At 73.3% G+C, this 19,640-nt stretch carries 15 protein-coding genes; 8 read left to right on the top strand and 7 right to left on the bottom strand.

Features of this window, described 5'->3' with window-relative positions; translation table 11 throughout:
- Positions 1-60: 60 nt before the first annotated feature.
- Positions 61-1,836 carry a lytic transglycosylase domain-containing protein gene (locus HNQ79_RS00385; protein WP_185025546.1) on the top strand — a complete coding sequence of 592 codons (1,776 nt, stop codon included), beginning with the start codon at positions 61-63 and terminating at the stop codon, positions 1,834-1,836.
- A 303-nt stretch (positions 1,837-2,139) separates the two neighbouring features.
- Here the strand turns inward: HNQ79_RS00385 and hrpB are convergent, their stop codons facing one another.
- Together hrpB and HNQ79_RS00375 are read right to left on the bottom strand one after the other, a co-directional pair.
- The gene (gene hrpB / locus HNQ79_RS00380) at positions 2,140-4,692 is read right to left on the bottom strand and encodes an ATP-dependent helicase HrpB (RefSeq protein ID WP_185025544.1); all 2,553 of its coding nucleotides are present in this window, start codon (positions 4,690-4,692) and stop codon (positions 2,140-2,142) included.
- A gap of 153 nt (positions 4,693-4,845) precedes the next feature.
- On the bottom strand, positions 4,846-5,730 hold the full coding sequence (locus HNQ79_RS00375; RefSeq protein ID WP_221507167.1) for a class I SAM-dependent methyltransferase: 885 nt from the start codon (positions 5,728-5,730) through the stop codon (positions 4,846-4,848).
- Between the two features lie 392 nt (positions 5,731-6,122).
- On the opposite strand from HNQ79_RS00375, the gene rpsA reads away from it, so the two are divergent.
- From rpsA to HNQ79_RS00350, 5 genes are all read left to right on the top strand, one after another.
- The gene (gene rpsA, locus HNQ79_RS00370) at positions 6,123-7,637 is read left to right on the top strand and encodes a 30S ribosomal protein S1 (RefSeq protein WP_185025542.1); all 1,515 of its coding nucleotides are present in this window, start codon (positions 6,123-6,125) and stop codon (positions 7,635-7,637) included.
- A 257-nt stretch (positions 7,638-7,894) separates the two neighbouring features.
- A complete protein-coding gene (locus tag HNQ79_RS00365) occupies positions 7,895-8,833 on the top strand; it encodes a PAC2 family protein (RefSeq protein ID WP_185025540.1) in 939 nt (312 codons plus the stop codon).
- 31 nt (positions 8,834-8,864) lie between these two features.
- Positions 8,865-9,470, top strand: a complete 606-nt coding sequence (gene coaE / locus HNQ79_RS00360; RefSeq protein ID WP_185025538.1) for a dephospho-CoA kinase — start codon at positions 8,865-8,867, stop codon at positions 9,468-9,470.
- 161 nt (positions 9,471-9,631) lie between these two features.
- Complete coding sequence (locus HNQ79_RS00355) at positions 9,632-12,529, top strand: SCO1167/SCO6262 family helicase (protein ID WP_185025535.1); 2,898 nt, start codon at positions 9,632-9,634, stop codon at positions 12,527-12,529.
- 175 nt (positions 12,530-12,704) lie between these two features.
- Positions 12,705-13,973, top strand: a complete 1,269-nt coding sequence (locus HNQ79_RS00350) for an SWIM zinc finger family protein (protein WP_185025533.1) — start codon at positions 12,705-12,707, stop codon at positions 13,971-13,973.
- Between the two features lie 84 nt (positions 13,974-14,057).
- On the opposite strand, the gene HNQ79_RS00345 is transcribed toward HNQ79_RS00350, so the two are convergent.
- A complete protein-coding gene (locus tag HNQ79_RS00345) occupies positions 14,058-14,711 on the bottom strand; it encodes a DUF2293 domain-containing protein (protein WP_185025531.1) in 654 nt (217 codons plus the stop codon).
- A 90-nt stretch (positions 14,712-14,801) separates the two neighbouring features.
- Here HNQ79_RS00345 and HNQ79_RS00340 point away from each other — a divergent pair, with 90 nt between their 5' ends.
- The gene (locus HNQ79_RS00340) at positions 14,802-15,452 is read left to right on the top strand and encodes a nucleoside/nucleotide kinase family protein (RefSeq protein ID WP_185025529.1); all 651 of its coding nucleotides are present in this window, start codon (positions 14,802-14,804) and stop codon (positions 15,450-15,452) included.
- Positions 15,453-15,640: 188 nt separating this feature from the next.
- Here HNQ79_RS00340 and HNQ79_RS00335 read toward each other — a convergent pair whose 3' ends face one another.
- Positions 15,641-15,922 (bottom strand): GlsB/YeaQ/YmgE family stress response membrane protein, encoded by a 282-nt coding sequence (locus HNQ79_RS00335; protein ID WP_185025527.1) that lies wholly within the window; start codon positions 15,920-15,922, stop codon positions 15,641-15,643.
- Positions 15,923-16,091: 169 nt separating this feature from the next.
- Between HNQ79_RS00335 and HNQ79_RS00330 the strand changes: the two genes are divergently transcribed.
- Positions 16,092-16,463 carry a cupin domain-containing protein gene (locus HNQ79_RS00330; protein ID WP_185025524.1) on the top strand — a complete coding sequence of 124 codons (372 nt, stop codon included), beginning with the start codon at positions 16,092-16,094 and terminating at the stop codon, positions 16,461-16,463.
- On the opposite strand, the gene HNQ79_RS00325 is transcribed toward HNQ79_RS00330, so the two are convergent.
- The 3 genes from HNQ79_RS00325 to HNQ79_RS00315 all read right to left on the bottom strand — a co-directional run bounded on the left by HNQ79_RS00325 (position 16,453) and on the right by HNQ79_RS00315 (position 19,498).
- Positions 16,453-17,802: an MFS transporter gene (locus tag HNQ79_RS00325; RefSeq protein ID WP_373312436.1), complete on the bottom strand. Its 1,350-nt coding sequence runs from the start codon at positions 17,800-17,802 to the stop codon at positions 16,453-16,455. The two genes, HNQ79_RS00330 and HNQ79_RS00325, sit on opposite strands and share 11 nt — an antisense overlap.
- A gap of 165 nt (positions 17,803-17,967) precedes the next feature.
- The gene (locus HNQ79_RS00320) at positions 17,968-18,561 is read right to left on the bottom strand and encodes a methylated-DNA--[protein]-cysteine S-methyltransferase (RefSeq protein ID WP_185025521.1); all 594 of its coding nucleotides are present in this window, start codon (positions 18,559-18,561) and stop codon (positions 17,968-17,970) included.
- Positions 18,562-18,595: 34 nt separating this feature from the next.
- Entirely contained in the window at positions 18,596-19,498 is a 903-nt protein-coding gene (locus tag HNQ79_RS00315; protein WP_185025519.1) for a glycerophosphodiester phosphodiesterase, read from the bottom strand.
- Positions 19,499-19,640: the final 142 nt, after the last annotated feature.

The raw sequence follows: 19,640 nt of genomic DNA, 5'->3' as shown, positions 1-19,640 counted from the left end.
GTCACGTGGGTCGTCGCGCTGGGGAGCGCGTACCGCCGTCGATGGGGAGGGACCACTCGTATGGCAGCACAGTTCGGTCGCCGGTTGCGCAAGGGGGCGACCACGACTGCGGTCGCGGCGATAGCCGTGGCCGCTCTGTCCGCGTCACAGGCTCCCGGGGCTCCGGCGAGCCCGTACAGCGGGCAGGCGGCCGGCGCGCAGCCCGCGCCCGAGTCCGCGGCGTCCGGCAACTCCCCGTACTACACCGACCTTCCGCCGCTGACCACCCCCAGGCCCGGGACGAGCACAGGCGCGCCCGGCACCGGTGCCACCACCCCGGCGGGCGAGGCGGAAGCAGGCCTTCCGGTCACCGTCCTGGACGCGTACAAGAAGGCGCAGGCGGCTGTCGAGGCGGCCGACCCCTCCTGCCGCCTGCCGTGGCAACTCCTCGCCGCCATCGGCAAGGTGGAGTCCGGACACGCACGCGGCGGCCAGGTCGACGCCCAGGGCGACTCCACCGGTTCGATCCGCGGCCCGGTCCTCAACGGCATCGGCTTCGCCAACATCCCGGACACCGACGACGGCGAGTTCGACGGGGACACCGCGTACGACCGGGCGGTCGGCCCGATGCAGTTCATCCCCTCGACCTGGGCCCGCAACGGCAAGGACGGCAACGGCGACGGCCGCAAGGACCCCAACAACATCTACGACGCGGCGCTCGCCGCCGGGCACTACCTCTGCGCGGGCTCCCGGGACATGACGAATCCCGAGGACCGCGACAGGGCGATACTCAGCTACAACCGCTCGCGGGAGTACCTGCGGACCGTCCTGTCCTGGTTCGACTACTACAACCGCGGCACCCACGAGGTCCCGGACGGCACCGGTGTCCTGCCCGTCACCCCGGAACCCGACAGCCACCGCGGGACCCCCGTCGGCACCGGCAGTGCGGGCCAGGGCACGAAGCCCGGCACCAGCACCCCCACCTCGCCGCCGGCCCCGGGAACCACCACGCCGCCCGCATCCGGCGGCAAGCCCACCCCGACCCCGCCGACCTCCCCGCCCGCCACGCCTCCCACGACCATGCCCACCACGCCCACCACCCCGGCCGGGGCGGCCCGGCTGGTCGTGGCCGGCGGGCAGAAGCCCACCGCGGTCGCCGGCGGAAGGTTCGCCGCCCGTCCGGCCGTGCGTGCGCTGTCCGCGACGGGCAAGCCAGTGGCGGGAGTCAGGGTCGTCTTCACGGTCGTCGGTGCCACCGAAGCCCGCTTCCCGGGCAACGCGCTGCGCACCACCGTCACCACCGGCAAGGACGGCCTCGCGACCGCGCCCGTCCTCGCGGCGGGCGACAGGGCCGGGTCGTTCGTGATCCGGGCCACGGCGCCCGGCGCCCCGGCCGCCGAGTTCTGGGCGTCGGTCACGGCCAGGCCCGCCCCGGCGCCGAAGGCCGACACGTTGGTCCGTACTTCCGACACCGAGGTCGAGGCAGAGGCCGGGACCGCGTTCGCCACCGCGGTCGAGGTGAAGGCCACCACCGACGGCAGGGCGCTCGCCGGGGCCAGGGTGTCCGCCGTGATCGTGGGCGCCAAGGGCCCGTACTTCAAGGCGGAGGACGGCACGGCGGTCCGCACGCTGGGCGCGCTCACCACGGGAACGGACGGCACGCTGACGCTGCCGGAGCTGTACGCGGACGACGCCCCCGGTACGTACGTCCTGCGCATCGTCGCGGACGGCGTCGTGCTCAACGTCGAGCTGACGGTCACGGCGAAGCCGACCACCCCGCCCCCGACGACGACGCCCACCACGCCGACGCAGACCCCGACGGGCACGGCCTCGCCGACGGGCACGGCGAAGCCGTAGGCAGCGGACGATCCGGTGCGGGGGCAGGGACGACAACCCCCGGCCCCCGCACCGAGTTCCGCACCGCATCCCGACCCGCACCGACCGGGGAGGTGCGGAAGCAGCCCGGCGCCCGGGCAGCGGGAACGTAAGGGCTCCGGAACCGGGCCACCGCGTCGAGGACGTGGGACACCGCGCGGTCGGTCGGCTCCTGCCCGCGCGCCGTGCCGGCGCCGGAGCGATCGGCCCGCACTGCCTGCGCCACCCTGCCCCCACGGAACGGCCCCGGATCCGCCGGCCGTCCGTACCCGCAGCGCCTCCGCCCTACCCCCGCAGCCTCGCCTTGGTGAAGCGGGTCGCTTCCACCTCCATCGGGTCCTCCGGCCAAGGGTGCTTCGGGTACCGCCCCCGCAGCTCGGCCCGTACCCCCCGGTACCCCTCCTTCCAGAAGGACTCCAGGTCTGCGGTGACCGCTGCGGGCCGGCCCGCCGGGGACAGCAGGTGTACGAGTACCGGGACCTGCGCCGGACCCCCCACCCGCGGCGTCCGGGCCAACCCGAACATCTCCTGCAACTTCACCGCCAGCACCGGCTGTTCGCCGCCGTAGTCCACCCGGATGCGCGACCCGCTCGGCACCCGGATCCGCTCCGGCGCGTACTCCTCCAGCCGACCCGCCTCGCCAGCGGCCCACGGCAGCAATCGCTGCAGCGCCTGGCCGGCGTCGATGCGCCCCAGGTCCGCCCGACGCCGCGCACGTGACAACTCCGGCTCCAGCCATTCGTCCGTATGTCCGGACAAGGAGGCGTCCGACACGTCCGGCCAGGGCGCTCCCAGCACCCTGTGCAGGAAGGCCAGGCGTTGCCGAAGCCCCTCCGCGTCCCGCGTCCACCGCAGCAGCCCGAGCCCCTCCCGCCGCAGCCCCTCCCGCAGCGCTTCGTGCACGCGCACGAGTGGCGCGTCCCGCAGCGGCCGTGCGGACAACTCGACGGCGCCCAGCCGCTCCACCCGCCGGGCGACGACGTCCCCGCCCTCCCAGCGGACTTCCTCCCCCTGCGCCCGTACGTGCTCGGCCGCCAGGCGGGCGGTGTCCTCGTCCACGACAGCCGCGAGCCGGACCCGCGCGGACGCCGCGTGCGCGGGCCGGTCCGCGACCGCCACCGCCAGCCACGGGGCACTCCGCAGCCGCGACCCCTCACCGACCTCGGCACCCGTCCCGGACACCATCAGGAACGCACCCGCCCCCCGGGCCCTCGCCAACCGTTCCGGAAAGGCCAGAGCCGCTACCAGCCCGGCCACGGCATCGTCACCTCCGGCACCCGCACCCGGACTCGAACCCGCACGCCGTTCCGATCCCGAACCGTCCCCCTCGGCCCCCGCCACCGACGAAGCCAGCCTCCGTGCCTCCTGGCCCCATCGGGCCCCGTACGCGTCGTTGCCGCGCCGTGCCGCCCGCCAGGCGTCCGCCAGGTCGTCCCCGTACTCCCGCGGCGGCTCCTCGCTCAGCAGCGCCACCACCTCCGCCGCCCGCCGTGCCCCAACCTCCCGGGCGCCGTCCAGCAGCGCCCGTCCCAGCCGGGGGTGCAGTCCGAGCCGCGACAGCCGTACGCCGCGCTGCGTGGCCCTGCCCTCCGCGTCCACCGCGCCGACGGCGGACAGGACCTCCCGGGCCGCCGCCATTGCCCCGGCCGGGGGAGCGTCCAGCAGGGCGAGCCCGGACGCGTCCGGATCGCCCCAGCAGGCCACCTGGAGCGCGAACGCCGTCAGATCGGCCACCTTGATCTCCGGGTTGGGGAAGGGGGCCAGCCGGGCCTCCTCCGCCTCGTCCCAGCAGCGGTAGGCCGCCCCCGGGGCCTCCCGTCCGGCCCGGCCCGCCCGCTGCCGTGCCGCCGCCCGGGACGCCCGTACCGTCGTCAGCGCGCTCAGGCCACGCGCGTGGTCGGTACGCGGCTCCCGCGCGAGCCCGGAGTCCACGACGACCCGCACACCTGGCACCGTCAGGCTCGACTCGGCGACGGAGGTGGTCAGGACAACACGGCGTCCCGACGTTCCCGGCCCTGCCAGCACCGCGTCCTGCACCGCGGCGGGCGCGCGCCCGTGCACCTGGAGCACCTCGGCGTCCACGCCCTTCAACCGGCCCGCCACCCGGGCGATCTCGCCCACCCCCGGCAGGAAGCAGAGCACGTCCCCCTCCCGTTCGGCGAGCGCCCGCCGCACCACGGATGCCACGTGCGTCAGCTGCGCCGGATCCACCCGCATCCCGTGCGGCGGCCGTACCGGTCGCGCGGGCGGCGCCCACACCGTCTCCACCGGGTACGACACCCCCTGCGCCGCCACCACGGGCGCCCCGCCCAGCAGCTCGGCCCAGCCGGCCGCGTCCGTCGTCGCGGACGCCGCGACCAGCCGCAGCTCCGGGCGCAGGGCCGCGCGCACGTCCAGGAGGAAGGCCGCCACGGTGTCGGCGTCGAGATGCCGCTCGTGGCACTCGTCCAGGACCACCACGTCGACACCCGGCAGTTCCTGGTCACGCTGGAGGCGTTGCAGCAGCACTCCCGTCGTGACCACCTCGACCACCGTGCGCGGGCCCACCGTGCGCTCCCCGCGCACGGTGAAGCCGACCCGCTCGCCGACGGACTCGCCCAGCAGCCACGCCATCCGCCGGGCCGCCGCCCGCGCGGCGATCCGCCGCGGCTCGGCGACCACCACCCGTCGTGCGGGCCCCCCGCCCACCAGCCCGGCCAGGACCAGCGGCACCAGCGTCGTCTTGCCGGTGCCGGGCGGCGCGCAGAGCACCGCCGTCCCGTGCACCGCCAGCGCCTCTTCGAGGGCGGGCACGGCACCGCGTACGGGCAACTGCTCCAGGGCGTCGTTACGTATCACCCGCCCAGTCTCGTACGCGCGTGCCCCCGGTCCGTACCGGAGCGTGTGCCGAGTCCGTACCGCGACGGGTGCCGGGGGCGGCGGCGGACCGGCCCCGGGCCGGTACGGCGGTGCCCCGCGGGCCGCGCCGGCACGCGGGCCAGTGCCGTACCGCTAGTCCCGCTCGCAGACGAAGATCGCCGACCCCGGGATCAGGTTCCCGCGCAGCGGCGACCAGCCGCCCCACTCCGAGCTGTTCCACGCCGGCCACTCCGGCTCCACCAGGTCGACCAGCCGGAACCCGCCCGCCACCACGTCCCGGACGCGGTCGCCGAGCGTGCGGTGGTGCTCCACGTACACCGCGCGCCCCTGCTCGTCCTGCTCCACGTAAGGGGTGCGGTCGAAGTACGAGGCGGAGACCGACAGACCCTCGGGGCCCGGTTCGTCCGGGAACGCCCAGCGGATCGGGTGCGTCACCGAGAACACCCACCGACCGCCCGGCCGCAGCACCCGGCGCACCTCGCGGAACACCTTCACCGGGTCCGCGACGAAGGGCACCGCCCCGTACGCGGAGCACGCCAGGTCGAAGGAGCCGTCCCGGAACGGCAGCACTCCGGCGTCGGCCTGTACCAGGCCCACCCCGTCCGCACCGCCGCCGATCCGCAGGGCGTGCTGGAGCTGTCGGTGCGAGAGGTCCACCGCGACAGGCCTGGCGCCCTGGACGGCCAGCCAGCGCGAGCACTGCGCGGCGCCCGCGCCGATCTCCAGCACGTCGAGACCCTTGAGGTCCTCGACGGGGCCCAGCAGTTCCGCCTCCACCTCGTCGAGACCCTCCGGTCCCCACACGAAGCGGTCGTCGCCGAGGAAGGTGCCGTGGTCCTGCTGGTACTCGTCCGCGTTGCGGTCCCACCAGCCCCGGCTGGCCCGGCTGCTCTCGGCCTCCCCCGCGGCGCGCCGGGTGGCCTCCGGCTCGGTGTCCTCGCCCTCGGAGGTGCCGGCGGTGCCCTCCGGTCCGCCGAACACGTCGAGGGCCTCGAAAGCGTCGTCCTCATGGCTCATCGCTGGATCATCGCGCCCGTCTGCATCGTCTGAGTGGGGTTCCCCGGAACCCTCCCCGGGTACTGTGCCGGGGAGTGGCCGAGGGCGGGCGGGGCGGCCATTGCGGCGCTGCCCCACCGGAGTTGTGCCGGGAATGCGGCGTTCCGCCCCGGGTGGGTGCCTTCGCGCATTGACCCTGCCCGGCGGCCCCCGTATGCTACAAGTTGCGCTGCGAGCCTGCGCGCCTCAGACCTAGCAGGCCGCGCTCGCATCTGTAGGTATGTCTCCTCGGTTTCGAGGCGCCCGGCGGGTTTTCGGCTTGGTGCCTCTTCGGCTGTCCGGCTTCTGCAGAGCGACAGGCTCACGGCGTGGCATTACCTACGACTTCTGTCCGTACCGGAGCCCTTTCCCACATGACGAGCAGCACCGAGACCACCGCCACCACTCCGCAGGTTGCGGTCAACGACATCGGCGACGCGGACGCGTTCCTCGCGGCGATCGACGAGACGATCAAGTACTTCAACGACGGCGACATCGTTGATGGCGTCATCGTGAAGGTCGACCGGGACGAGGTCCTGCTCGACATCGGTTACAAGACCGAAGGCGTCATCCCGTCCCGCGAGCTTTCCATCAAGCACGACGTCGACCCCAACGAGGTCGTCGCCGTGGGCGATGAGATCGAGGCTCTTGTTCTCCAGAAGGAGGACAAGGAAGGCCGTCTCATCCTGTCCAAGAAGCGCGCACAGTACGAGCGCGCCTGGGGCACGATCGAGAAGATCAAGGAAGAGGACGGGATCGTCACCGGCACCGTCATCGAGGTCGTCAAGGGTGGTCTCATCCTCGACATCGGCCTCCGTGGCTTCCTGCCGGCCTCCCTCGTCGAGATGCGCCGCGTCCGCGACCTCCAGCCCTACGTGGGCAAGGAGCTCGAAGCCAAGATCATCGAGCTGGACAAGAACCGCAACAACGTGGTCCTGTCCCGCCGTGCCTGGCTCGAGCAGACCCAGTCCGAGGTTCGCCAGACGTTCCTCACGACCCTGCAGAAGGGTCAGGTCCGCTCCGGCGTCGTTTCCTCGATCGTCAACTTCGGTGCCTTCGTGGACCTGGGTGGCGTCGACGGTCTCGTGCACGTCTCCGAGCTGTCCTGGAAGCACATCGACCACCCGTCCGAGGTTGTCGAGGTCGGCCAGGAAGTCACCGTCGAGGTTCTCGACGTCGACATGGACCGCGAGCGTGTCTCCCTGTCGCTGAAGGCGACGCAGGAAGACCCGTGGCAGCAGTTCGCCCGTACGCACCAGATCGGCCAGGTCGTTCCCGGCAAGGTCACCAAGCTGGTTCCGTTCGGTGCGTTCGTGCGCGTCGACGAGGGCATCGAGGGCCTGGTCCACATCTCCGAGCTGGCCGAGCGCCACGTGGAGATCCCGGAGCAGGTCGTCCAGGTCAACGACGAGATCTTCGTCAAGGTCATCGACATCGACCTCGAGCGTCGCCGGATCTCGCTGTCGCTGAAGCAGGCCAACGAGTCCTTCGGCTCCGACCCGGCCTCGGTCGAGTTCGACCCGACCCTCTACGGCATGGCCGCGTCGTACGACGACCAGGGCAACTACATCTACCCCGAGGGCTTCGACCCCGAGACGAACGACTGGCTCGAGGGCTTCGAGACGCAGCGTGAGGCTTGGGAGGGTCAGTACGCCGAGGCGCAGCAGCGCTTCGAGCAGCACCAGGCCCAGGTCATCAAGTCCCGCGAGGCCGACGAGGCCGCCGCTGCCGAGGGCGCTGCCGCTCCGGCCGCCGCCACCGGTGGCAACGCCGGCGCCGGTATCTCGGGCGGTTCGTACTCCTCGGAGTCGGACGACAACTCCGGCGCCCTGGCGTCGGACGAGGCCCTTGCCGCCCTGCGCGAGAAGCTGGCGGGCGGCCAGAGCTGAATGCTCTGACCCTCACCGGTCGTGTGGCCGTCCGACCCCTCCCGGGTTGACGGCAGGCAGCTGAACAGGCTGAACAGCGAGGCCCGTTCCCCTTCGGGGGAGCGGGCCTCGCCGTATTTCCGCCGCTTGCCGGCACAACTTGTTCGCGGTTCCCGCACGTTGGCCGGCCCCTCGTACGAGGGAGGGGGCGGCACCCGGGAATGCCTGCGCCGCCGGGCACGTTCTTCTCTGTGAAACGCGAGGAGGTAGCGGGAATCGTGCTTGATCCGCAGGGTTTGTACGCATGGGAGCCGAAGGGGCTGGCCGTCGTCGACACGGCGCTGGCCCAGGAGTCGGCCGGACTGGTCATGCTCTACCACTTCGACGGTTATATCGACGCGGGGGAGACCGGCGGCCAGATCGTCGAGAAGCTCCTGGACACACTGCCGCACCAGGTGGTGGCGCGCTTCGACCACGACAGGCTGGTGGACTACCGGGCCCGCCGCCCGCTGCTCACCTTCAAGCGTGACCGGTGGTCGGACTACGAGACGCCCGCGCTCGAAGTGCATCTCGTGCAGGACGCCACGGGCGCCCCGTTCCTGCTGCTCTCGGGCCCGGAACCGGACGTGGAGTGGGAACGGTTCACGGCCGCCGTGCGCCAGATCGTGGAGCGGCTCGGAGTGCGGCTGGCGGTGAACTTCCACGGGATACCCATGGGCGTCCCGCACACCCGCCCGGTCGGACTCACCCCGCACGGCAACCGCACGGACCTGGTGCCGGGGCACCGCAGCCCCTTCGACGAGGCGCAGGTGCCCGGGTCGGCGGAGTCGCTGGTGGAGTACCGGCTCGCCGAGGCGGGGCACGACGTGCTCGGCGTCGCCGCCCACGTACCGCACTACGTGGCCCGCTCGGCCTATCCGGACTCGGCGCTGACCGTCCTGGAGACGATCACCGCGGCGACCGGGCTGGTGCTGCCGTCGGTGGCGCACGCACTGCGCACCGAGGCGCGGCGCACCCAGGACGAGATCGACCGCCAGGTCGGCGAGGGCGACGAGGAACTGGTCGCACTGGTTCAGGGACTTGAGCACCAGTACGACGCGGTGGCAGGCGCGGAGACGCGCGGCAGCCTCGTCGCGGAGGCCAAGGACCTGCCCTCGGCGGAGGAGATCGGCCTGGAATTCGAGAAGTTCCTCGCCGAGCGGGAGGGCGACCTCTGAGGGCCCCGGAGGGCGGCCTAGGCTTCCGGTCATGCTGAAAGTAGGCCTGACCGGCGGGATCGGCGCCGGCAAGAGTGAGGTGTCGCGGCTGCTCGCGTCGTACGGCGCGGTCGTCGTCGACGCGGACAAGATCGCACGTGAGGTCGTCGAGCCCGGAACCCCCGGGCTCGACGCCGTGGTGGCGGCGTTCGGCGAGGGCGTCCTCGCCGCGGACGGCACGCTGGACCGGCCCGCGCTGGGTGCCATCGTCTTCGCCGACCCGGAGAAGCTGAAGATCCTCAACGGGATCGTGCACCCGTTGGTCGGAGCCCGCTCGGCGGAACTGGAGCGGGCGGCCCCGGCCGATGCCGTCGTCGTGCACGACGTGCCCCTGCTGACGGAGAACGGGCTCGCACCGCTGTACGACCTGGTGGTGGTCGTGGACGCGTCGCCCGACACCCAGCTGGACCGGCTGGTACGGGTGAGGGGGACGAGCGAGGCCGATGCGCGCGGCCGGATGGCGGCGCAGGCCACCCGCGAGCAGCGCCTCGCCGTCGCCGACCTGGTGATCGACAACGACGGGCCGCTTGAGGCACTGGAGCCCCAGGTCCGGAAGGTGTGGCGGGAACTGGAGGAACGGGCGACACCGCGGAGTTGAGGCCTCCCGTCGACACGGACAGCGTCCGGGTGTTTCTGCCGCAGGCCCGGCGTCCTTCGCCGCCGCCCCGACTGTCAGACCCCGCCCGTAGACTCACAGGTCCACGCGGAAACCCTGCGCCCACCTGCGCAGATCCGGACCGGAAGGGAGGCGACGGCACGATGGGCGCAGCACTCACCGCACCCCTGCGACTGTCCCGGCACATCGCCGCGCTCTACCTCCCCGCACCCCTGCCGAGGGAAGCGCGGATCGCCCTCTGGGCCCCCGACGGGACGGACCTGCCGGAGCCGCCCGCTCCCGGCCCGGCCGGCAGCGGCGAGACCGGCGGCACCGGGGGCGCCCTCGACGAGATCACCGTCGTCCGCCTCCACGGCTCCGTCCCCCGCTCCCGTACGGTCCCCGCCCGCCTCCTCGCCCTGGCGGACGCGCTCCCGCTCCTCGTCGCGGCCCGGCACGACCCCGCCGCGCACCCTGCCGCCCGCTGCTGGGGCGCCGCGGCCCAGCACGCCCTGCACCTGGTCGCGCGGGGTCTGCTGCTGCCGGGACTCACGGCCACGGGTCACGACGCCTGGCGGGCCGGGCCGCCGGACGCCGCCGACATCGCCCACCTGCGGGCCATCGCCGCCGCCATGCCACCCGAGGGGTACGCGGTCCCCGTTCCTGACCGCAAGCCCCTTCACGTCCCCAACCCGGTCCACCTCGTGCGCTCGTTCGTCGACGCCGTCGCCGACACCCTGCCCCGCACCCCGGCGGCGGCCTACGCCTTTGGCGCCCCCTTCGCCGCGCGTGCAGCCCAGCACCTGCCGGAACTGCGGGAATGGGCTGCCGAGGTGGCGGCGGGCGCGGACGCCGGGGTGCGGGTCTCACTCCGGCTCGACCTGCCCGTGCACAGCCTGTTCGACCCGCGCGACGAGGACACCGAGGCCGGGGCACGCCGCGCGGGCGCCGCCGTCGTCCAGGTCCACAGCCTCGCCGACCCCACCCACCTCGTCGACGTCGCGGACCTCTGGGACGGCGGGGGCGGCGACCACTTCGGCCCGCGTGCCCGTATCGACACCGTTCTCGCGCTGCGCCGCGCGGCCCGCGTCTGGCCGCCGCTCGCCCGCCTTCTGGAACAGCCCGTCCCCGACGTACTTCCCCTGTCCGACGACGAGTTGTACGACCTGCTGGGCCCCGCAGCGCACCGGCTGGAGGCGGCAGGCGTCAGTGTCCACTGGCCACGCGAGCTGGCCCGTACGCTCACCGCGACCGCCGTGGTGCGCCCCGCACCCGGCTCGGCCACCGACGGCACACCCTTCTTCGAGGCGGACCACCTCTTCGCGTTCAGCTGGCAGCTCGCGGTGGGCGGCGAGGAACTCACCGAGGCGGAGATGGACGCACTGGTCGAGGAGCACCGGCCGGTGGTGCGGCTGCGCGACCAGTGGGTGGTGGTCGACCCCGCTCTCGTACGCAAGGCCCGCAAAAGGCAGTTGGGGCTGCTGGACCCCGCCGACGCGCTCGGCGTCGCACTCACCGGCACGGCGGAGATCGACGGCGAGCAGGTCGAGGCGGTACCGGCCGGGGCGCTGGCAGCCCTCCGCGACCGGCTCGCCCGTGGCGGTGCGGACACCGTCCCACAGCCGCCCGAGTTGCACGCCACCCTGCGCGACTACCAGCTTCGCGGACTGGCCTGGCTCGACCTGATGACATCGCTCGGCCTGGGCGGGTGTCTCGCCGACGACATGGGTCTCGGCAAGACCATCACTGTCATCGCCCTCCACCTGCACCGTACGGGTACGGCCTCGCGCGCGCGGAGCGCCCCCACCCTCGTGGTCTGTCCCGCCTCCCTCCTCGGCAACTGGCAGCGCGAGATCGAACGGTTCGCTCCCGGAGTGGCGGTCCGCCGCTTCCACGGCACCGGCCGCAACCTGGCCGGTCTCGACGGCGGCTTCGTCCTCACCACGTACGGCACGATGCGCACGAGCGCCCCCGAACTCGCCACGCACACCTGGGGAATGATCGTCGCGGACGAGGCCCAGCACCTGAAGAACCCCCGCTCCACCACCGCCAAGGCGCTGCGCACGATCCCGGCCCCCGCCCGGATCGCCCTCACCGGCACCCCGGTCGAGAACAACCTCTCCGAACTCTGGGCCCTGCTCGACTGGACCACCCCCGGCCTGCTCGGCCCGCTCACCACCTTCCGCGCCCGGCACGCCCGCGCCGTCGAGAGCGGCGAGGACCCCGAAGCGGTGGAACGGCTCTCCCGGCTGGTCCGCCCCTTCCTCCTGCGCCGCAAGAAGTCCGACCCCGGCATCGCCCCCGAGCTGCCGCCCAAGACCGAGACCGACCACCCCGTCCCGCTCACCCGCGAGCAGGCCGCGCTCTACCAGGCGGCGGTGAACGAGACGATGGCCGCGATCGAGGCGTCCGAGGGCATCGCCCGACGCGGTCTGATCATGAAGCTGCTCACCTCCCTCAAACAGATCTGCAACCACCCCGCGCAGTATCTGAAGGAGGGCGGGCCGAAGCAGGGCCCCGCCCGGCTCACCGCCCGCTCGGGCAAGCTCGCCCTCCTCGACGAACTCCTCGACACGATCCTCGCCGAGGAGGACTCCGTACTGATCTTCACCCAGTACGTGTCCATGGCCCGCCTCCTGTCCCAGCACCTGACCGCCCGCGCGATCCCCTCCCAACTCCTGCACGGAGGGACACCGGTGGCGCAGCGCGAGGAAATGGTCGACCGCTTCCAGTCCGGTGAGGTCCCGGTGTTCCTGCTGTCCCTCAAGGCGGCGGGCACCGGCCTCAACCTCACCCGCGCCGCGCACGTGGTGCACTTCGACCGCTGGTGGAACCCGGCGGTCGAGGAACAGGCCACGGACCGCGCGTACCGCATCGGCCAGACCCAGCCCGTACAGGTCCACCGCCTGATCGCGGAGGGCACGGTCGAGGACCGCATCGCCGAACTCCTCGCCGCGAAGCGCTCGTTGGCGGACGCGATCCTCGGCACCGGCGAGGCCGCCCTCACCGAACTCAGCGACCGCGAACTCGCGGACCTGGTGTCGCTCAGGAGGCCGTCGTGACGCCCCGTCCCGTGCCTCGCCCCGCCCAACGCCACACCCGCCCCGACGCCGCCCCGCGTCAGGCCAGCGCCGACGCCGCGGTACGTCATGCCCACTCCGACGCCGCCGCGTGTCATGCCCGTCCTGGTGCTGCCGCCCGCCCCGCCCCGTTCGGCGCTCCGCCCGGGAGGGAGTCATGACGCCGCGCAGCGCGTCCGGAGCCTCCGCGAGCGCACCCGCGGCCGACCGGCGCCGCACTTTCCCACCCACCTCGGAGGCCACCGGACCGGCCACCACCTGGTGGGGGCGTGCCTGGGTGGAGGCCCTCGAAGCGCTCTCCCTGGACCCGGCCCGCCTCGCGCGCGGCCGGGCGTACGCCGACGCGGGGCACGTCGACACGATCACGGTCACTCCGGGGCGGGTCGTGGCGTACATACGCGGCAGCCGGGCCCGCCCGTACCGTGCGGACATCCGCCTGCGCACCCTCGCCGACGAGGACTGGGACGACTTCCTGGACGCCGCCGCCGAGGACCCCGCGCACCTGGAGGCGCTGCTCGCCAAGACGATGCCGCAGGCCCTGCTCGATCCCCTCGCACGCCTCTCCGGCACGCCCCTGCTTCCCGCCACGGCGGGCGACCTGCTGCCCAGCTGCACCTGCCCGGACGCCGGCCGTCCCTGCAAGCACGCGGCGGCCCTCTGCTACCAGGTGGCCCGCATCCTCGACGAGGACCCCTTCGTCGTCTTCCTCCTCCGCGGCCGCGACGAGCGCGAGATCCTCGACGCCCTGACCCGCCGCAACGCCGCCCACACCGCGACCGCCACCCGTGCACCCGCACCCACCCCGGCGCTCCCGGCCCGCGAAGCCCTCGCCCACGGCCCCCTCGGCACGCTTCCCGATCCGCTCCCGCTCCCGCCGCACCCCGGCACCCCGCCCTCGTACCCGCACACCCGCGACGCCCCCGACCCGCTCACCCTCGACCACCTGGCGACGGACGCGGCGACCCGCGCCCATGCGTTCCTCACCACGGGCACCGACCCGATCGACGGCCTCACCGCCTGGCAGGACGCGGTGCGCATCGCCGCGGCCCAACCCGGCTCGGGCCTCACCGCCGCGACCCGCCACCTCTACACGTCCCTCACCCGCGCGCTCGGCCGCACCCCCACCGACCTGGCCAAGGCCGTCGCGGCGTGGCGGCAGGGCGGCCCCACCGCCCTGTCGGTGCTCGACGGCCTCTGGGACCCGCCCGCCGGACCCTTCGACCGGGCCCGCTCCACCCTGCTCGCCCTCGGCCACCCGGACCTCCGCCCGTGGCACAACCACCTCACCGCCGACCGCTGCCAGCTCCGCTACGGCCGCGACGGCCTCTGGTACGGCTACGAGTCGGACGGCGCTGACGACTGGTGGCCCGCCGGAACGGCGGGGGGCGATCCGGTGGACGTGCTGGCCCGTCTGATGGAGCCCTGACAGTCCGGTGGCCCGGGCGGCGTCGGCGCCAGGGAGGAGCGCTCGGGTCCCCCTTCCCGCTCCGTCGACAGGTCGCCCCCGCCCCTACGGGACCGCTCGCCACCCCTCCAGCGTCGCGTCGATCGCGTCCGCCACGCGGGCCCGTGCTTCGTGTCGGGGTATGCCCGCCATGAGGAGCCGGTCGTACGGGGTGTCCTCGTGCCGTACGGAGGCGCGTACGGCGGCGGTGACGGCGTCCCGGTCCAGGGCGCGGCCCGCCGCGCTGCGGCCGACGCGGCCGCTGCCGCGCTGCGCGGTGTGCGCGGCGATGGTGTGGGCGCGTTCGGGCGGGCAGCCGGGGAAGAGGGTGCGGACGGCGGCGGAGAGGGCCGCGGTGAGGCGGGTGTCCTCGGTGGCGCGACGGGCGGCGTCGCGGGTGCGGCGGCGGGCTCGGGCGTCGGCGTCGGCGAGACAGGCCGACTCGGCGCGGGCCAGGGCCTCTTCCTCCACGAGGAGGCCCTGGCGTTCGTACCGCTTGCGGCGCCTGTGGTGGCGCACGACCACCGCCCACAGCGAACTGGCCTCGCGGGCGCGGCGGGTGAGCGCCGTGTTGCCGCGCGGGAGCAGGACGAGGTGGCTCAGGTCGGCGCAGTCCAGGCAGCGCGGGGCGTTGTATTCGAGGACGAGGAGGGGGAGCGGGCCCCGGTGGCACTCCGCGCAGTGGCGGCGTTTCAGCGGTTCGACCACGACGAGGGTCATAGAGGTGATGTACCGCCGGGGGAGCGGTGACAACCGCGGGACGGGGCGGCGCGGTTTTGTGCGGTGGTTTTGCGCGGCGATGATGGGGACGTGGAGCTTCGACCGATCACCTGGGGACGTCTCGCCGGACGGCTGGCCCGGCATCTCGACGGCCTTGTTCCCGCCGACGGCAGTCCGTGGCTGAAGGTGGGGGTGGACGGGGCGCCCGCTGCCCGTACCGGGGAGGCGGCCGGGATGCTCGCCGAGGCGTTGCGGGAGCGTGGCCGGGCCGTCCACGTGGCCGACACCGAGGGATTCCTGCGGTCTGCCTCGCTGCGTTTCGAGTACGGCAAGCAGGACCCGGACACGTACTTCGACGGGTGGTTCGACACCGGGGCGCTGTGGCGCGAGGTCTTCGGGCCGCTGGAGCCCGGGGGCACCGGGCGGGTGCTGCCCGATCTGTGGGACCCGGTGACCGACCGGGCGACGCGCAGTCGATACGTACAGCTCCCGCCCGGCGGTGTGCTGCTGGTGCACGGACCGCTGCTGCTCGGGCGCTGGTTCCCGTTCGACCTGTCGGTGCACGTGAGGCTGTCGGCGGGGGCTCTGGCCCGCCGTACCGCCGAGGGCGAACGGTGGACGCTGCCCGCGTTCGCCCGGTACGAGAGCGAGGTGGGGCCCTCGGACGCCGCCGACGTGGTCGTACGGGCCGACGACGCCCGGCATCCGGCCTGGACCGGGCTTCCCGACGACGGGAAGTGAACGCCCGCCCGGTCCCGGTCGTCGGCCTGCTCCGCGTCGACCGAGACCGCCGGGCCCGGCGCAGGGCCGCCGGGCCCGGTCGGCACATGGCGGCCGAATCCGTACGGCGACACCGGTCGGCCTCCGGGCGCAGCGGCGCGCACGGAGGCCGAAGGGGACGCAAGTCCGGTGTGCCGGAAGCGGCTGTTCTACCGGCGGGTGCTGCTCCGGTTGCCCGTCTTGAGCTTGACCAGGGCGAGGACACCGATCGCGGCGAGAGCGATCTGGATCAGCCATTCGATCCAGTCGATGCCGTTGGTGTCCTTCACGCCGAGCGCGTTCGCGAGCGCGCTGCCCGCGAACGCCGCGAGGATACCCACCGCGATGGTCCACAGGACGCCGATCTTCTGACGGCCCGGTATCACCAGCCTGCCGAGCACACCGATGACGATGCCGATGACGATCGCGCTGATAATGCCCGAAATCTCCATGACAGCAGCTCCCTGGCTGTAGCTCTCGGTCGACGGTTCTCGGTCGACGTTGTGCCCTTCCTGTGCCCCTTGTTCGCCGGGGCACGCGCTGTCGCGGACGACGTTTTCGAACGGAGTGCCCGAAGGCTGACCGCGGCTGTCCGGGGAGGCACCGCTAAGGTGACCGGCCATGACGACAATTGATCAAGTCCCTGCTGCCCCGGCCTCCTTCTCCGTGCACGTTCCGGACGCCGAGCTGGAGGTCGAGCCGCTGGACCCGGAACAGATCGTCTCCGGGGACCCCGTGGTCACCGGCAAGGTGCTCTGGGAGTCGCCGGACGGAAAGCAGCTGCGCGGGATCTGGCAGATCACGCCCGGTGTCGTCACCGACACCGAGGCCAACGAGCTGTTCGTGGTCGTCAGCGGCCGTGCCACCGTCGAGGTGGAAGGCGGCGTAACCCTGCGGATCGGCCCCGGCGACGCCTGCGTGCTGCGCGAGGGCGACCGCACGACCTGGACGGTGCACGAGACGCTGCGCAAGGCGTACCACATCAGCCTCTGACGGCAGGAGCGGCTTCCTTCGGACTCGTCCGCGCGGTGAAGAGCGCCAGAGCGGCCATCGGCAGCAGCAAGAGCGCCCCGGCGGCGTTGAGCCAGCCGTAGCCCGCCTGCGCGACGATCAGTCCGGCGGCCGCCCCACCGACGGCCGCCGCCGAGTTCATCGTGAGGTCGGACAGGCCCTGCACCGCGGCACGGGCGGGCTGCGGCACGGAGTCCGTGAGCAGTGCGGAGCCGGAGACCAGCCCGGCGGACCAGCCGAGGCCCAGGACGAACAGGCCTGCGGCGGTCTGCCCGTGGCTGCCGCCCGAGGTGCCGGCGAGGAACGCGGCGAGCGACAGCAGGCCGGCGGCCAGTCCGATGACCGACAGGCGGCCGAGCCGGTCCGACAGCCAGCCCATGATCGGCGAGAACGCGTACATCCCGGCGATGTGGCCGCTGATGACGAGCCCGACCAGTTCCAGCCCCGCGCCGTGGTGGCCGAGGTGGACGGGCGTCATCGTCATGATCGACACCATCGCGGTGTGCGAGACCGCGACCGTCACCAGTGCGAGCCTGGCGCGCGGTGATGCCCGCACCGCGGCGATGCCCGCCCGCAGGGACCGGCTCGCGGCCGACTGCTCCTCCCGCGGGGCCAGGGCCCGTGCGGTGAGCAGCGGGTCCGGGCGCAGCAGTACGGCGACGATCACACCCGTGACGAGGAAGATGACGGCCGCCCAGAGAAACGGGGCGGCCGTCAGGGGTATGGAGGTGCCGGCGAAGACACGTCCCGCCGGGGCCGCGAGGTTCGGCCCGAGAACAGCGCCGACGGTGGTCGCCCAGACCACCGTGGAGATCGACCGGGCCCGCCGGTCGGGGGCCGCCAGGTCGGCAGCGGCGAACCGGGCCTGCAGATTGGCGGACGAGGCAGCGCCGAACCCGGCCATGCCGACCAGCAGCAGCGGGAAGTTGTCCGCCAGCGCGGCCACCACCACGAGCGCCGCACCGAGGGCCCCGATCAGGTACGCCAGCACCAGACCGGGCCGTCGGCCGCGCGAGGTCATCAGCGAGGCGAGCGGCACCGACAGCAGCGCCGTGCCGACGACGGACGCGGTCGGGGCCAGTCCGGAGACCGCCTCGGTGCCGCTGATCTCGGTGGCCAGCACGGGTGCGAGGGTGATGCCGATCGGTACGCCGAGCCCGCCCAGGATCTGGCTCACGACGAGCACGACCGTGGTGCGGCGCTGCAGCGCGGGCACCTCCGCCCCGGACACCGCCGGGGTGGACCCGGGCGTCGGCGGGAGCGGGGGTGCGGGAGTGGGTGCGCTGCCGTCCGGCTGGTCGTTCCTGTCGATGGCGCTCACTTCGTACACGCCCTTCCGCCGTCGGCCGGAGTGCGGCGACGAGCAGCAGGAGGAGCGGATCGGGTGGCACAGGGCATGTACTGGTCACATGTGGTGGTCACAGCGGCAGTGTGCCATCCGATACCCCCACGGGGCATGTGAAAAAGCGATCCGGGGCCTGCCCGGTCAGAACAGAGGCTGCGGCAGCACCCCCTCCAGCGCCAGCAGTGTCCGTTTGGTCTCCGGCCCGCCGCCGAATCCGCCGAGCCCTCCGCCGCTCTCCACCACCCGGTGACACGGCACCACCACGGGGAGCGGGTTGGACCCCATGGCGGCCCCGACCGCCTGGGCGCCGCCCGGCTGCCCGACCCGGGCGGCCAGGTCGCCGTATCCGACGACGCTTCCGTACGGCACGGAGTCGTTCAGCTCGCGCAGGACCTGCCGGTGGAAGCCCGAGGTCAGTGACCAGTCCAGCGGGAGGGAGAACTGCCGCAGGGTGCCCGCGAAGTAGCCGGCGAACTGCCGGACGGGTTCGGCCAGCCGGCTCGACGCGGGGAGCGGATCCGCAGGCACCGCGACGAGCTGTGCGCCCAGCCGGGACGCCAACTGTGCCAGGGCCCGTGTGCGGACCTTCTCGTCCGCGTGAAAGGCCACGTGCACCAGGCCTGCTCCGGTCGCGGCCAGCAGGAGCGGACCGATGTCGCTGCCGACGACGGCCCACTCGACACAACCTCTGTGTGGTGCGGTGCTGTTCACGCCCACCACCGTACGGCCGGGCACTGACAGCGGGCCGCGAGCGGTGGAAAGGCCCTGCTCAGCCTCGCAGCGCGGCCCGCACGACGTCCGGCCGGTTGGTGATGATCCCGTCCACGCCGTAGCCCCGGACCTTCTTCGCGTTCACCGCGTCGTCCACGGTCCAGGTGTTGACCCGCAGCCGCTTGCCGTGGGCGCCCTTGAGGCGGTGCACAGCCGCCACGTAGGCCGCACTGATCGTCCCGTGCTGCGGATTGATCTGGTCGGTGTACGCGGCGTACTTGGGCAGGTCGGCGACGGCCGGCGTGCCGAGGAACCCGGTGGTCACGTCGGGCCGCAGGGTGTGCACCGCACGCAGGCTCGGGGCGCTGAAGCTCTGCACGACCAGCCTGCTGTGCACGTGCGCGCGGTCCAGCCAGCCCTCCTTGCGGAGCACCGCCACGATGTCCTTCTCGATGCCCGGGTACAGAGCCGGGTTCTTGATCTCCAGCAACAGCTTCTGCCGGTGCTTCTCGACCCTGTCCACGTACTGCTTCAGGGTCGGCACGCGGGCACCCCGGTGGGCGGGACCGAACCAGCTGCCGGCGTCGAGCCTGCGGATCTCGGCGGCGGTGAAGTCCTTGATCTTCCACGGCGCACGTCCGGGGAAGACCTGCTCGACGTTGGTGGTGCGCGCCAGGTTGTCGTCGTGGACGACGACCAGCTCGCCGTCCTTGGTGCGCTGGACGTCGTTCTCCACCCAGACGACACCCATCCGCTTCGCCGCGTCGACTGCGGCCAGCGTGTTCTCCGGTGCCTGGCCGGAAGCGCCCCGGTGCGCGATCATGACGGGCCCGCCGACGGCCGAGGCCGAGGCGGTACGGGCGGGTGCGCGGTCGGCGGCCTGCGCGGTGCCGGGCAGGGCGAGTGCGGAAGCGCCGCCGACGAGAGCGGTCAGGGCGGCAGCGACGGTACGTACGTGCACTGGGTTCTCCTTGCAGCGGGAAGTCACGGACGGCCAGAGCGTGACAGGGACGCGCCAACGCGGAAAAGGCGACGAATGGCCATGCGGTGAACGACGCACCACGAGGTCGGAACACGCACCGTGACGAAACCGGTACAGGGAG

The organism is Streptomyces candidus (assembly GCF_014207445.1).
Lineage (GTDB): Bacteria > Actinomycetota > Actinomycetes > Streptomycetales > Streptomycetaceae > Streptomyces > Streptomyces candidus.
This window is presented reverse-complemented; position numbering and strand designations above follow the sequence as displayed.